Source organism: Hymenobacter cavernae, from assembly GCF_014641455.1.
Taxonomy (GTDB): Bacteria; Bacteroidota; Bacteroidia; order Cytophagales; family Hymenobacteraceae; genus Hymenobacter; species Hymenobacter cavernae.
Map to the genome: position 1 here is coordinate 412,131 of NZ_BMHT01000004.1, position 15,505 is coordinate 427,635.

Annotated in this window: 10 protein-coding genes; all 10 read left to right on the forward strand. The window is 56.8% G+C overall.

Annotation, left to right across the window (positions count from 1 at the left end; genetic code table 11):
* Window positions 1–532 precede the first annotated feature (532 nt).
* The 10 genes from nagB (at window position 533) to IEX74_RS12800 (ending at window position 15,503) form a co-directional block, all read left to right on the forward strand.
* Complete coding sequence (nagB, locus tag IEX74_RS12755; protein ID WP_188814372.1) at window positions 533–2,449, forward strand: glucosamine-6-phosphate deaminase; 1,917 nt, start codon at window positions 533–535, stop codon at window positions 2,447–2,449.
* 175 nt (window positions 2,450–2,624) lie between these two features.
* Window positions 2,625–3,908, forward strand: a complete 1,284-nt coding sequence (locus IEX74_RS12760; RefSeq protein ID WP_188814373.1) for a sugar MFS transporter — start codon at window positions 2,625–2,627, stop codon at window positions 3,906–3,908.
* 9 nt (window positions 3,909–3,917) lie between these two features.
* On the forward strand, window positions 3,918–4,853 hold the full coding sequence (locus IEX74_RS12765; protein WP_188814374.1) for a glycosyl hydrolase family 18 protein: 936 nt from the start codon (window positions 3,918–3,920) through the stop codon (window positions 4,851–4,853).
* A 702-nt stretch (window positions 4,854–5,555) separates the two neighbouring features.
* A complete protein-coding gene (locus IEX74_RS12770) occupies window positions 5,556–8,603 on the forward strand; it encodes a SusC/RagA family TonB-linked outer membrane protein (RefSeq protein ID WP_188814375.1) in 3,048 nt (1,015 codons plus the stop codon).
* A 35-nt stretch (window positions 8,604–8,638) separates the two neighbouring features.
* The gene (locus IEX74_RS12775; RefSeq protein WP_188814376.1) at window positions 8,639–10,228 is read left to right on the forward strand and encodes a SusD/RagB family nutrient-binding outer membrane lipoprotein; all 1,590 of its coding nucleotides are present in this window, start codon (window positions 8,639–8,641) and stop codon (window positions 10,226–10,228) included.
* Window positions 10,229–10,422: 194 nt separating this feature from the next.
* Window positions 10,423–12,294 carry a beta-N-acetylhexosaminidase gene (locus IEX74_RS12780; protein WP_188814377.1) on the forward strand — a complete coding sequence of 624 codons (1,872 nt, stop codon included), beginning with the start codon at window positions 10,423–10,425 and terminating at the stop codon, window positions 12,292–12,294.
* Between the two features lie 339 nt (window positions 12,295–12,633).
* Entirely contained in the window at window positions 12,634–13,800 is a 1,167-nt protein-coding gene (locus IEX74_RS12785; RefSeq protein ID WP_188814378.1) for a serine hydrolase domain-containing protein, read from the forward strand.
* A gap of 19 nt (window positions 13,801–13,819) precedes the next feature.
* A complete protein-coding gene (locus tag IEX74_RS12790) occupies window positions 13,820–14,344 on the forward strand; it encodes a peptide deformylase (RefSeq protein ID WP_188814379.1) in 525 nt (174 codons plus the stop codon).
* 143 nt (window positions 14,345–14,487) lie between these two features.
* On the forward strand, window positions 14,488–15,198 hold the full coding sequence (locus tag IEX74_RS12795; RefSeq protein WP_188814380.1) for a hypothetical protein: 711 nt from the start codon (window positions 14,488–14,490) through the stop codon (window positions 15,196–15,198).
* A gap of 140 nt (window positions 15,199–15,338) precedes the next feature.
* A complete protein-coding gene (locus IEX74_RS12800) occupies window positions 15,339–15,503 on the forward strand; it encodes a chryseobasin-related MNIO class RiPP peptide (protein ID WP_188814381.1) in 165 nt (54 codons plus the stop codon).
* The last annotated feature ends 2 nt before the right edge of the window (window positions 15,504–15,505 follow it).

Below are 15,505 nucleotides of genomic sequence, written 5' to 3' on the forward strand. Positions count from 1 at the left end.
TCGTCAGAACGTCATTCCGACGACAGGAGGAATCTCGCGTGCAGTCGTTGAACGGCATTCCGACCAGTGGGAGGAATCTCGCGTGCAACGGTAACTCCAATCGTCAGGGAATTACCACCACAACATCAGCACGCGAGATTCCTCCTGTCGTCGGAATGACGTTCTGACTACTTCGGTGCTTGCGTTTGCTATCTAGGTTAATTTATAAGCAGCTTCATAAAGCACAACAACGGCCTCAAACTTCAATACTTTTTGCGTGTGCGCACACTCATTGTAAAAATACTTGCGTGTGCGCACACATTTTTTGTTCTGTTTGCTTGTTTTCTACAACCTAGGTTGCTAGGTTTGAAGTAAATCATCTGGCAGCTACCGCGAAAATTCAATTCGTGAGCTGACGTGAAAGCTATTGCCGCTTCCCTGGCGCCTCACTGATACCTAGGTCAGGCCCGCCTTTGTTGGCCGCTAGCCGCTCCCCAACGGGACCTTCCTGCTTCGTCTTAAAACCTCAACTTTTTAAAATCGAAAACCAGCTATGGAAGTTTTACACTACCCGGAAACCACCTTTGAAAAGCTGCCCGTTACCATTTTCGAAGAGGCCAGGGAGGGGGCAATCAGCGTGGCGTATGAAATTGCCGAGCTGATTCGGAGCAAGCAGAAAAAAGGCAAGAGGGCGGTGCTGGGCTTGGCTACCGGCTCTTCGCCGATCAGCGTGTACAAAGAGCTAATTCGCTTGCACCGCGAAGAAGGCCTGAGCTTCGAAAACGTGGTGACGTTCAACCTCGACGAGTACTACCCGATGCAGCCTGACGAGCTTCAGAGCTACGTCCATTTCATGCACGAGCAGCTGTTCAACCACGTCGATATTCGGCCCGAAAACATCCATATCCCGGATGGCACGCTGCCCATCGAGAAGGTGCGGGAGTATTGCCAGGCGTACGAACGGCAGATTGAGGAATGCGGCGGGCTGGATCTGCAACTGTTGGGTATTGGCCGCACCGGGCACATCGGCTTCAACGAGCCCGGCTCGTCGATTACGTCGGCGACGCGGTTGGTAAAACTTGACCCTCTGACCATTACCGACGCGGCCAAAGACTTCATCAAGGAAGAATACGTGCCGCTGCGGGCCCTCACGATGGGCGTGGGTACCATCATGAAAGCGCGCAAAATCATCCTGATGGCCTGGGGCGAAGGTAAGGCCAAAATCCTGCAAGAAACCGTGGAGGGCAGGATTTCGGATGAGGTGCCGGCTTCCTTTCTGCAACAACACCCCAACGCGAAAGTGGTGGTGGATCAGTGGGCGGCGCTGGAGCTGACGCGCATCAAAACGCCCTGGCTCGTAGGCTTATGCCTGTGGGATGACGCCCTGATTCGGCGGGCAGTGATCTGGCTGAGCCTCAAAACACGCAAACCCATTCTGAAGCTGACCGACGAAGACTACAAAGACGGTAGTCTGAGCGACTTGCTAGCTGAAGCTGGAAATGCCTATAACCTGAATATCAAGGTATTCAATACCATTCAGCACACCATTACGGGCTGGCCGGGCGGAAAACCCAACTCTAACGACGCCCAGCGCCCCGAGCGCGCTTCGCCGGCTGTCAAACGGTCGGTGATCTTCAGTCCGCACCCCGACGACGACGTGATTTCGATGGGGGGCACCCTGCTGCGGCTCGTCGACCAAGGCCACGACGTGCACGTAGCGTATCAGACTTCCGGCAACATCGCCGTGTTCGACGACGATGCGCGCCGCTTCGCAGACTTTGCCCTAGGTTTTGTGGAAAAGCTGAACGTGGGCGTGGCCAACATGCAGGAAAAGCACGCGGAAGTAGTTGAGTTCCTTAGATATAAGAAGCTAGGGGAGGAGGATAGCCCGCTGGTGCAGGATATCAAGGCGCTTATCCGGCAGGGCGAAGCGGCGGCCGCGTGCCGGTTTTGCGGCGTGAAGGAGCAAAACGTGCACTTCATGAACATGCCTTTCTACGAAACCGGCCAGGTGAAAAAGAAGCCGTTGGGCGAAGCCGATATCCAGGCAGTGGTCGATATCTTACAGGAAATCAGGCCGCACCAGATCTTCGCGGCTGGCGACCTACGCGACCCGCACGGCACGCACCGGGTGTGCCTGGATGCCATTTTTGCTGCCCTAGGTCGCTTGAAGGGCCAGGAAGCGTGGGTAGACGACTGCTACCTATGGCTGTACCGCGGCGCCTGGCAGGAGTGGGACGTGGAGGAAATTGAAATGGCTGTGCCCATCAGCCCGGAAGAGCTGATGCGCAAGCGCAAAGCCATCTTCAAGCACCAGTCGCAGAAGGACAGCGCGGTGTTCCCCGGCAATGATAAGCGGGAGTTCTGGCAACGTTCCGAGGACCGCAACCACGCCACTGCCAAGCTCTACGACCAGCTAGGTTTGGTGGAATACGAAGCCATTGAAGCGTTCGTGCGCTGGCGGTTTTAAGAGTGGCGGTTAGTAGAGACGCGATACTTCGCGTCTCCTCGCGTTGCTGATGTTGTTTGTGCTGCGCCACAATGCAGTTCCAGAAGTTCAACGAGGAGACGCGAAGTATCGCGTCTCTACAGCATGTTCAGTACAAATAGCAAGTACAGATGCATCCTTATAACGCTGCTTATCAATGGAAAAGAACCGAGCTGCCCCTGTCCCGCCCTTGGTCATTATTGGTGCGTTGTTTTTCATTTTTGGGTTTATCACCTGGCTGAACGGCACGCTGATTCCCTTTCTGAAGCTAGCCTGCGAGCTGACGTATTCGCAGGCGCTGCTGGTCACGTTTGCCTTTTACATCGCCTACGTTTTCCTGGCAATTCCCTCCTCGCTGATTATGCAAAAAACGGGGTTTAAGAACGGCATGGCTCTGGGGCTGGTCGTGATGGCCGTGGGGGCGCTTGTGTTCGTGCCGGCCGCGCAAGTTCGATCTTTTGCCCTCTTTCTAACAGGGCTGTTTATCCAGGGAGCAGGTTTGTCTTTGCTGCAAACGGCTTCTAACCCCTACGCCAGCATCCTGGGGCCGATTGAGAGTGCCGCCCGGCGCATCAGCATCATGGGCATCTGCAATAAGATAGCGGGGGCGCTGAGTCCGGCTATTATCGGGGCGGTGGTACTGAAAGGTGCTTCGGAGCTGGAAAGCCAGCTGGCGCACAACGCGTCGCTGGTCGAGAAAGAAACGCTGCTTCAGGAGCTGGCGGGCCGGGTGGTGCTGCCTTACGTCATTGTGGCGGCGGCGCTGGTGGTGCTCGCACTCCTGATTCGGGTATCGAGTCTGCCCGAGATTAGTACAAGTCAGGAAGCGGAAAGTGATACTCCCGGGGAGCCGGCACAAAGCATCTGGCAGTTTCCGCATTTATGGCTTGGCGTGCTAGCTATTTTCTGCTGCGTGGGCGTGGAGGTTATTGCCGGCGACACGATTATTCAATACGGCCGCGTGCAGGGCATCAGCCTGGATATTGCCCGGAACTTCACCTCCTTCACCCTGATTACCATGCTGGTAGGGTATTTTATCGGTATCTGGGCAATACCTAGGTATGTGAACCAGCAGACGGCCCTGAGCATCTGCGCCATCGTGGGGGTAGTGTTCACGGGCGGCATTCTGTTCACCCGTGGTTACCTGTCGGTGCTGTTTGTGGCACTGCTGGGGCTGGCGAACTCCCTTATGTGGCCCGCGATATTTCCGCTGGGTATCAAGGGGCTAGGTAGCTTCACGGAGCGCGGCTCGGCGCTGCTGATCATGGGAATTGGGGGCGGAGCGGTGCTGCCGTTCCTGTACGGCAAGATGGGCGAGCAGCTAGGTTTGCAGCAAGCGTACTTCCTGCTGGTGCCGTGCTACCTGTTCATCCTGTTTTTCGCTTTGAAAGGTCATGCTTATCAAGGCCGGAAGGTGAAATACGCTGTACCTACTACCTAGGTCATCATCATGAAAACCAGACATGTACTGCAATGGGCTTGTGCTTTTCTGCTGCTGACAGTGGGAGCGGCAAAGGCGCAGTTTCGGGTGGTGGGCTACCTGCCATCGTGGCGCGGGGAGGTGGATAAAGCCCAACTCGCCCAGCTTACGCACGTCAACTATGCTTTTCTGCAACCCACGCCCACGGGCGGCTTACGGGCCATTCCGAACCCTGCGAAGCTGCGGCGTCTGGTGACCGCTGCCCACGCTGCCAAGGTGCGGGTGTTGGTGTCGGTGGGCGGCTGGCACGACGGCGACCACAGCGCCTTCGATGCCATTGGCGCCAACGCGGGCTACACGAGTGCTTTTGCCGCCAACCTAGTGCGCTTTGCCAACGAGTACCAGCTCGACGGCATAGATATGGATTGGGAGCACCCCGATTCGCTCACGGCCCCTGGCTACGCGGCCCTGATGCAGCAGCTCGCAACCCAGCTGCACGGCCAGGGTAAGCTGCTGACGGCAGCCGTAGCCGGAGGCACCTGGGCTGGGCCAGGCATCTTGCCCAGCGTGTTCGACAACGTTGACTTTCTGAATATTATGGCCTACGATTCGCCCGCGCCGGCGCATTCCACCTACGCGGGAGCCGTCGAAACGCTGGCGTACTGGAAGGCGCGGGGCCTGCCGACCAACAAGACGGTGCTCGGCGTGCCCTTCTACGGACAGCCCAGCGGAGAGGCCTTCGCCGCGCTGCTGGCCCGTGGCGCCGACCCACGCGCCGACCTGATCAACGAAGTCGGCTACAACGGCCTGCCGACTATGGAGAGCAAAGCCAACCTAGCTTTTGACCAGGCCAGCGGCATCATGATCTGGGAGTTGTCGCAGGATGCGACGGGTGCTAATTCGCTGCTTTCAGTCATTAGTCGGGTTGTGAAACAGCGCACGAAAGTCCCCGCTTCGGCGCGCTGACCTAGCTCTTCTTTTTGATGGGTAGGCTAGGTCGTTGAAGGAGCCGTTTAGTTGCCGAATAGTTATATCGTCTTCAATTCAAAAGCTGGTTATTCAGCTTCTACCCAGATTGGTACGGAACAGATAAACAGTAGCATTACAAGAGTAGGATTTTTTGCGTGTGCGCACACATTTTTTTCCTAGTTCGCTTGTTTTGAATAAAGTGAGTCGGTATGTTTGAGAAAAGCTACTCATTGCCTGCCCGAAAAATCTTATTCGGGGACTGGCGTGCATGCGGGTTAGCGAGCTTGCGCAAAGCGCTGTCTACCTGCCTATAAATCGTTATTACTGCTTAGCCAATAAGCGAAGGCAAGGCGAGGGTTTAGGGTACCGAAACGGTTAAAACACAACCGTTCTACTCAGCCAGGAGCCAGCCCCGCTTTGACGATATACCACTAGTACCTAGATGCTGGCTTGTGCTGCCCGAATGCGGCAGCCGGGCTTACGTTCTATTTGCGACGATCCGTCTTTCTACCCCGAAGCCAGCCTGTTCGCGCCGGCTCAAATTTCCCTTCCGTCTAGCCTCAGTCCAAGGTGTACTGCCTTGATCTATACCCGGTTTCAGCCTGATTTTTTGTCGGAACCGGCTTGAGTTTCTTCTGAATTCGTGCTTTTGAAGTTGTCTTGCCGTGCTTTCTAACTACATACTAATCACTGGAATCTATGAAAAGATTTACTTGGTTCATCTTGCTGATGCTGCTGAGCTTACCGGGCTTGGTGCAGGCGCAAACAACGACGGTCTCCGGTAAGGTAACCGACGCCAAAGGCACCTCGCTGCCGGGCGTCACGGTTATCGTGCGGGGTACGAAGCAGGGTCTGAGCACCGATGCGGAAGGGCGCTACTCGGTGGCCGCAGCCGATACGGCGACGCTGGTTTTTTCGTCCATCGGCTACACGCCGCAGACCATCCGGATCGGTGGCCGCTCAGCTATCAACGTGACGCTCAGCGAGAACACCCAGGCGCTGGATGAAGTAGTCGTAACGGCGCTGAACGTGGCGCGGGAGCGGAAAACCCTAGGTTACTCGGTAACGGAGGTGAAAGGGGAGACGCTCACCCAGGCGCGGGAAACCAACGTGGCCAACTCGCTGGTGGGCAAAGTGGCGGGCCTGAACGTAAACTCAACTTCCGGCGGGCCGGGCTCGTCCAGCAACGTCATTATTCGGGGTGTTTCGAGCCTAAACCAAACCAACCAGCCGCTGTACGTCATCAACGGGGTGCCGGTGGAAAGCCAACCTAGCGTAGCCAACACCGGCAGCCAGTACGACAACTCGCCTGACCTAGGTGATGCCATTTCCAACATCAACCCCGACGACATTGAAACCATCTCGGTTTTGAAAGGCGCTGCCGCGTCGGCGCTGTACGGCTATCGGGCCAAGGCGGGCGTTATCCTGATTACAACCAAGAGCGCCAAAGGCAACAACGGTATTGAGTTCAACAGCAACTACGTAGCCGAGAAAGTATTCTCCCTTACCGACTGGCAATACCAATATGGTCAAGGTGCCAATAACCTTAAGCCTACCACGGCAGTGGGCGCGGCGCAGGTGGGCAACTCCAGTTGGGGCGCCCGCCTCGATGGCTCCGATGTCATTCAGTTTGACGGCACCACCCGGCCCTACGTGGCGCAGAAAGACAACATCAAGAACTTCTACCGCACCGGCGGGAGCTTCACCAACACGCTGGCCTTCAACAAGAGCTTCGAGGGCGGCTCGGTGCGGCTTTCGGGTAGCAACCTGCGCAACCAGGCCGTAGTGCCCAACTCGGGGCTGAATCGCCAGACCTTTAACTTGGCCGGTACGTTCGACCCGTTCAAGCACCTGACCATTGATGCGCGGGCCAACTACATCCTGGAACAAGCCAAAAACCGCCCGATCCTGGCTGACGGCGCCGGCAATGCCAACTTCAACGTGGCGTTTCTGCCGACCAGCATCGACGTGCGAAACCTGAAGCCCGGCACGCAGGCTAACGGCAATGAGCTAGGGTTCAACACCGGAAACGTGTATAACACAAACCCGTACTTTGCCGCTTACAACTTCGTTAATAACACCCGGCGGGAGCGGCTAATCGGGTCGGTGAGTGCGCGCTACACGTTCGATAATGGCCTGTTTCTGCAAGGCCGCGCCGGGCGCGATGGCTACACCGACCGCTACACCAACGTCACGCCCTCGGGCACGGCGTATATGCCGGCCGGCCGCATTATCGAGCTGACCACGCAGTTCAAAGACGTCAACGCGGACGGCTTGATTGGCAAAACCTTCAGCGTTGCGAATGAGACGTTTACCATTACCCCGAACCTAGGTGCCAGCTACCGCCGCACTAAGTCGGAGGCGTTCCAGAATATCGGAACGGACCTGGCTGTGTTCGGCGTCAACACCATCGGCAACGCCAAGAACAAGTCGACCCAATCATTCTTCAGCGACCAGGAAATTCATTCCATCTACGGCTCCTTGGACCTGTCTTACAAGGAGTTCCTGTTCCTGACGGCTACCACCCGGCGCGATTGGTTCTCGACGCTCGCCACGCCCAGCACCGACAACGACTTGAGCGTAACTTACCCAGCGGTGAGCACTTCCTTTGTGTTCTCGGAGCTATGGAAGCCGGAATTCCTGTCTTTTGGTAAGATCCGGGCGGGCTACTCGAATGTGGGTCAGGCCACGAACCCTTACCAGACGCAGCTGAGCTACGCCTTTCTGCCAACCACGCTCAACGGCTTGCCCCTGGGCACCATCAGCCCCGACAACGTCAACATTCCCAACCGCAGCCTGCAAGCCTCGAAGGCCAGTGAGCTGGAATTTGGGACCGAGTTAGCAATGGCTGATAACCGTCTGCGCCTCGATCTAACCTTTTACAAGAAGAAGTCGACCAATGAGATTGTGTACGCGCCGGCTTCCATCAGCTCGGGTTACCAAGGCGCGGTGCTGAACGCGGGCGAGATGGAAAACAAGGGCGTGGAAATGCTGCTGACCTACTTGCCGGTGAAAACCGCCAGCTTCACCTGGACTTCCTCGCTCAACGGAGCCTACAACAAGAATACGGTGCTTTCGCTGGCTGCCGGCCAAGAGCAATCGGTGTACGCTACCTCGCGCTCGGGCGTGGGCTTTGTGGGGCAAATTGTGGGTAAGCCGTTTGGGCAAGTGCTGGCCTACGACTACAAGTACAACACCGACGGTAGCATTGCCCTGACAACCAACGGCATCCCGGTGCGCGGCAACCTGACGGCGTTCGGCACGGCCTTCCACCCCTGGACCGGCGGCTGGAACAACGACTTTGCCTACAAGCGCTTCAACCTAGGGGTGCTGATCGACGGGAAATTCGGGGCCAAGATCTTCTCGGCCACCGACTATTACGGCACCATCTTCGGGCTGCGTAAGGAAACCCTGGAAAACCGCGAAGGCACTTTCGGACCCGAAAAGGTGGACGCTGCCACGTACTACAGCACCTTGGCCAACAACGTCTCGAAAGACTTTGTGCAGAACGCCGACTTCATCAAGCTGCGGCAGGTGACCCTAGGTTATTCCTTCCCCAGTGCGTTGTTCAACAATAAAATCCAGCGGCTGACCCTGAGCTTGGTAGCGCGGAACCTAGCTTTCCTGATGCGCAAAACCGACAACATCGACCCGGAAGGCAGCTACAACGCCTTCGCGCAGGGGTTGGAACTCGGCGGGGTGCCGCCCGTGAGAACGTTCGGTCTTAACCTGAACGCCAAATTCTAGCGCTGATGAAAACGGTCACGTTTAACCTAGCTTCCATGAAAAGCCTCTCCTTTAAATATACCCTGTTGCCGCTCGCCGCGCTGCTCCTCACGGGCAGCTGCACCAAGGAGTTCGACGACATCAACACGAACCCCTCGACCTACACCCAGGCCACCTTCGACGCAAACTACCTGCTGACGACCACGCAGCTCGGCTATGCCGGCAGCGCCGATTTTGCCTACGACACCTGGCGCGGCAATCTGATTTATAGCTCCACGATGGTGCAGGGCCTAGCCACTGTGGTAAGCTACTGGGCCGGTGATAAATACCTGCTCAACGAAGCCTACACGGCCGCTTACTGGGGTAACACCACGGTGGGAGCCTACGTCGAGCAGGTGAAGCCCGTTACGGAGCTGGTGGAATCGACCAGGGGCAAAGACCGCTACAAGAATCTGCACCAGATAGCGCGCATTATGCGCGCCCTGATTATGGAACGCCTCACCGATCTGTACGGCGACGTGCCGTACTCGGAAGCGGGCCTCGGTTACTACAAAGGCATTATCACGCCCAAGTATGATAAGCAGCAGGATATCTACGCCGACCTGCTGAAGGAGGTAGAAGAAGCCACTGCCGCTCTCGACCCCGCCGCCGACATTCCGACTGGCGACGTGTTCTACAAGGGCAACATTGCGCAGTGGCAGCGGTTTGGCAACACCTTGCTGTTGCGCATCGCCATGCGCCTGACCAAAGTGGACGAGGCAACCGCCAAGTCGTACGCCACGAAGGTGCAGGGCAAAACCATGCAGAGCAACGACGACAACGCCTACGTGATGCACGACGTAGCCGGTGCTCGCGTCACGCAGAACCGCAACAGCCAGGTGCTGCTTGGGGATGGTGGTCAGGAGAACTACTATGTGAAATGGTCGCAGACGTTTATCAACTTTCTGAAGACCAACAACGACCCGCGACTCTCGAAAATAGCTGTAACGCAGTTGTTCCTGACGGACGCCAGCAAGACCCAAAATCCCGGCGCTATTTCTACCGCGGCGGTGCAGAAGGGCCTACCGAACGGCCGTGACCTGAGCGGCCGTGCCGCCTACGATGTGTCGACTGCGCCCGGCTACACAAGCTTCCCCGATTATTCGTCGCCGAGTCCCGGCATGATCAAGCGCACCGGGCCCACGTTCGTGCTTACGTATGGCGAGTCGGAGCTGCTGCTGGCGGAGGCTGCGCAACGGTGGGGGCTAGGTAGCGCTTCGCAACACTACAATGCCGGCGTCACGGCGGCCATCACCTACCTAGGTCAGTACGACCCGACGATGGTCGTGCCCCCCGCCGAAGCCGGTACCTACCTGGCGGCGCATCCTTATGATGCTGGTAAAGGCCTGGAGATGATCAACACGCAATATTGGGCCCTGACGAATACGATGTTGGATTTCTACGAATCGTGGGCGAACTGGCGCCGCACTGACTTCCCGAAGCTCACGCCCGTCGTGTACCCCAACAATGCCACCAACGGCCAGATCCCACGCCGCTTCCCGTACCCGACCACCGAAATTACCAGCAACCCCAACAACTACAAAGCCGCTAGTGCCGCGGTAACCGGCGGCGACAACCTAAGTGGCCGCGTATGGTGGGATAAATAAGCTAGACTCTTCATAAACTGATTTTATTGGAAAAGAATAAAGAACGTCATGCTGAGCTTGTCGAAGCATCTCTACCGTAGTACTAACTCTAATAAAAGGAGTTTACCATTGCGGTAGAGATGCTTCGACAAGCTCAGCATGACGTTCTTTATTCTTCTCTAAACAGGCTCCTCTTTCTTTAAGCGCAAGACTTTATGCCCTTCAATTTTCTGCTAACCACCCGCATTCTTGGACTGTTAACCGTAGGCTTATTGGCGAGCCAACCAGCATTGGCACAGTCAGCAGAGATTTCTGCGCAAAGCCTAGGTTTGGTGCCATTGCCGCGGGAAGTGAAGGCCTACGCCGCCACGTATACCTTGCCTCAGCAGATAAGCGTTTACGCAGCCAGCCCCGACGCACGAAACGTAGCTAGCTTGCTGAAGGAAATGCTGGCTCCGCTAGGCAAAACCGTGACGCTGACAACTAACAGCCAAGCGGCCCAGATTAAGCTACTTACGGCCGCTATGCCTAACTCGGAAGGCTATCAGCTGGTAGTTGATAAAGCGGGCGTGCGGATTACGGCGGCGGGTGGGTCAGGGCTTTTTTACGGTAGTCAAACGCTTTTGCAGCTGCTGCCGACCAAGTCGACTGCCAGCGCACGCGTGCCGTACGTGCGCATCGCTGATGAGCCCGCTTTCAAGTGGCGCGGTGCCATGCTCGACGTTTGCCGCCACTTTTTCCCGGTCGAGTTCGTGAAGAAGTACATCGATTTCTTGGCTGCCTACAAGCTCAATACCTTCCACTGGCACTTGACCGACGACCAGGGCTGGCGCATTGCAATCAAGAAATATCCCAAGCTGACCCAGATCAGTGCCTTTCGCAAAGAAACCTTACTAGGTGCCCAGCAAACGCTGAAAACCCCGGCCGATTTCAAGTACGACGGCCAGCCGTACGGCGGCTTCTACACGCAGGAGCAGATCAAGGAGGTGGTGGCTTACGCCCAAAAGCGCTACATCACGGTTGTGCCCGAGATAGAAATGCCCGGTCACTCGGTGGCCATATTGGCCGCGTACCCCGAGCTAGCCTGCAAGCCAGGCACCTACGAAGTCTGGACGAAGTGGGGCGTGAACGAAGAAATTGTGTGTCCCACGGAGCCTACGTTTCGCTTTTTTGAAGACGTGCTGACCGAGGTGGCCGCCTTATTTCCTGGTAAATACATTCACATCGGGGGCGATGAGGCGCCGAAAACCCGCTGGAAGGAAAGCCCGGCCGTGCAGGAGATTATGAAGCGCGAGAATATCACCGACGTCGAGAAAGTGCAAGGTTGGTTTAATCGCCGCATCGAGACGTTTCTGGCAAGTAAAGGCAAGAAGCTGATCGGCTGGGACGAGATTCTGGAGGCCGGCATCCCCGCGAGTGCAACCATCATGAGCTGGCGCGGGGAAAAGGCTGGCATTGAGGCTGCCAAGCACGGCAATGATGTGGTAATGTCGCCCAGTGGCTACCTCTACATTGATGCCGGTCAGAACCCAGTGCCCCACAGCCCCAACGAGCCGTTGATGATCTGCTGCTACTTGCCGCTGGATAAAATCTATAACTACAATCCGCTGCCTAAAGAGCTGACGGCGGAGGAGCAAAAGCACATCCTAGGTCCGCAGGCCAACATGTGGACCGAGTACATTACCACGCCGGAAAAAGTGGAATACATGCTGTTTCCTAGGTTGCTGGCTGTTTCGGAAGTGGCTTGGATGCCTGCCGCCCGTAAAAGCTACGCCGATTTTCTGCCGCGTATGAGCAAGCAGTTTGCCCGCCTGGATGCGCAGAAAATTAAGTACCGCGTGCCCGAACCTGTAGGCCTCGACAGCACCAGCCTGGTGAAGCAAGACGGCCGCGCCGTATTTACGCTCCGCTCGCTGGTGCCCGGCGCCCAAATCCGCTATACTCTCGACGGCAAGATGCCCGACGAAACCACAGAGCTGTATACCAAGCCTTTAGCTGTGCCACTCGACAATCGCCTCACCGTGCGCGCCATCACTATTGCCCCGAACGGCCGGAAAAGTCCGCCCGCCGAGCTGCTGGTGAAATAGAAAAGCTAGGTTCTTCAGCTATCCAGAACGTCATTTCGCGACCAGCGGGAGAAATCTCGCGTGTTTTTCTAGAACGTCATTCCGACGAGAGGAGGAATCTCGCCTGCTGATGTTGTGGTGCTATATTCCCTATAATTTAAGGTTTGCCATGGCACGCGAGATGTCTCCCGCTGGTCGACATGACGTGCTAACGATTCACGCGGCGTTCTAACAAAGCACGCGAGATGCTTAGTTGCATCGCAACTTCCGCCGTCTAACTTCGCTCTTCATTGGTGCTAGATTAGCGCTGAATACTACCATCCCGACGGCTACTTTGTCGGCACTTTTCTGTGCTTCTTCATGCTTCGCAAAACGTTCTTCCTACTCGTGCTTCCGGCGCTGAGCGCCTGCACCCGACCTGCCACTCCGCCGGCCGGCACTACCACCCGCTCGGAAGCCTACTTTCCTGCGCCCGGTAATGCCTGGAAGCATCAAGCACCTAGCATCGCAGGGTTCGACTCCGCTCGCCTGGCCGACGCGGTAGCTTTTGCCAAAACGCAGGAGACCACTCAGATGACGCCCAACTTCTCCACGCAGGAGGAGATCTTTGGCAAGCTGCTCGGGCCCATGCCGACGAGTCGGGCCACTACGAACGGACTGGTTCTGCGGCACGGCTACATTGTGGCCGAGTGGGGCGACACCCAGCACGCCGACCCGACCTACAGCGCGGCCAAAAGCTTTCTGTCGACCATCCTAGGTCTGACGATTGATCGGGGAATGATTAAAGATATTCACGACCCAGTAGCGAATTACATCAAGGACGGCGGCTACGATTCTGAGCAAAACCGCAAGGTTACCTGGGAGCATCATGCCCTCCAAACTAGCGAGTGGGAGGGGGAGTTGTGGGGTAAAAATGCCAACTTCATCGGCCATGAAGCCTTTGGCAAAGGCGAGCGGAAGCCTCGTACGCTGCAAGCGCCCGGCACCTACTACGAGTACAATGATGTGCGTATTAACCGCTTGGCTTTGTCGCTGCTGCGCATCTGGAAGCGGGCGTTGCCCGAGGTGTTGAAAACTGAAATCATGGACCCAATTGGCGCTTCTACTACCTGGCGCTGGGTGCCGTACCCGAACGCAACAGCTACTGTCGATGGCAAACAGATGCCTTCGGTAAGTGGTGGTACGCGCTGGGGCGGCGGCTTATGGATCAATGCCCGCGACGAAGCTAGGTTTGGCTACCTAATGCTGCGGCAGGGCCGCTGGGGCAAGAAGCAACTTGTTTCGGCCGATTGGGTCAAGCAGGCCACGACGCCCGGCCCCGTCGGCCCCGATTACGGCTACCTCTGGTGGCTGAACACCACCCAAAAAGCCTGGCCCGATGCGCCCGCCAACAGCTTTGCCGCCTTGGGGGCTGGCTCAAACACCATCTGGGTCGACCCCACCCACGACATCGTGATTGTGTGGCGCTGGCACAACGGCAGTCCTAACGAGCTGGCGAAACGGGTGCTGGCCGCTCTGAAATCCTAGGTCCGCGCTCCTTTGACGCATGAAAACGCTGGCCGATCTGCTGCTGCTGGGTGATCCGCGGCTCTACGAAACGTGCGCTCCGGTGCTGGAATCCGACTTGCCGCTGGTGGCAGATTGGGTAGCCGATTTGCACCAGGTCATGAATGAAATCAGGGCGGTTTATCACTTCGGACGCGGTATTGCCGCCCCGCAGCTGGGCATCATGAAGCGGCTGGTGTACGTGAACATCGACCGGCCGCTGGTACTGCTCAATCCGGAGCTGGTGGCGCTCAGTGAGGCTACTTTTGAGCTGTGGGACGATTGCATGAGTTTCCCCAACCTGCTGGTGCGCGTACGGCGGCACGCGGCCGTGACCGTGCGCTACCGCGACGAGCACTGGCAGGAACAGACGTGGACAATTGAAGAGCCTGCTTTGGCGGAGCTGCTTCAGCACGAGTGCGACCACCTCGACGGCATTCTGTGCACCATGCGGGCCATCGATGCGCAGTCGTTTCAGTGGCGCCCCACGCCAGGTTCCGCAACTTTCGGCGAGCCCGCGAGCTAGATACCGGCACTCCGGTTCTTAAGGAAGGTAGACCTAGGTTCTGCCTGTTAAACCTCAGTGTATTATCATTTTATGATTGCCTACGTTATCTGCTCTTGTTATGCTATATTTAGCTGTTGCCTTATTCTTTCCTGTTCATTCTTATGAAGTTACCATCTTTACTTTCTGTCATCCTCTGTTCGTTATGCGTTGGGGCGAGCCTGACGGCACAGGCGCAAACCACAACTCCTGCTGATTCGCTACGTGTCCCAGCCAAATCGGAGCTGAATACGCTGCCACCCGCTACCCAGCCCAGGGTACCCGTTTCGCCGTCGCTCCGGCCCGATCAATTAGTGGCAACACCGCCGCCGCTCACCCTAGGGCTCTCGGTGGGCTGGGGTGCGCCTTATGCAACGGGGGTAGAAATGGCTTATCGTTTTCAGCCTAATCTGGATGCCAACGTAGGGGTAGGCCTGGGCTCCAGTGGCGCTAAGCTCGGCGTGGGGGCTCGATTTTACGTTCCCAGTCGCACGCGCAGCCACTTGTTTGTGGGTACTCATATTGTGTATTCATACGCTGGTATAGACATGGATACAGATTATAACGGGGTGCAAGGGCGTTACCACTTACACTCTAGCACGCTGCTGCACCTGCGCGGTGGGCTGCATCGTCAGTTCCGTCGTAATGCCTTGCAAATAGCGCTGGGCTATGGCACGGTGCTCAGTCCGCATCCGGTTATTGAGCTCGTGCCTGGGTACGGACCAGGGTCGGCTACCTCGAAGCAGATCTTGGAAATTATAGGGCCGGGCGGACTGGAAGTCTCATTCAGCTTCCTCTTCGGGCTTGGGCGTAGCCCGATGGTCATGCGCCGGTAAGTCGGACCGGCAATAAAAGCTAGGGCTGCGCGCCAAAAGCGCGGCAGAAGTTGGATTACGGATGCAACCTATTGCCTTCACAACAGGCTCTTCTGCCTGAACAAAGGAACCCTTACGCATCTAAAATCAACCGTAGCATTATGAAACTACCCAAAGCATTACTCGGAGCTATTGTAGTGGGCCTGACGGTTCAGGCCACGGGTTGCACCAAAAAAGACGCGCCCGAACCTAAGGAGGAGCAAGGTCAGAAGAAGGGCGATGCTTCTAAAATGCCGGCTAACTGCCCCGCTTGCGGCATGGGCTAAAG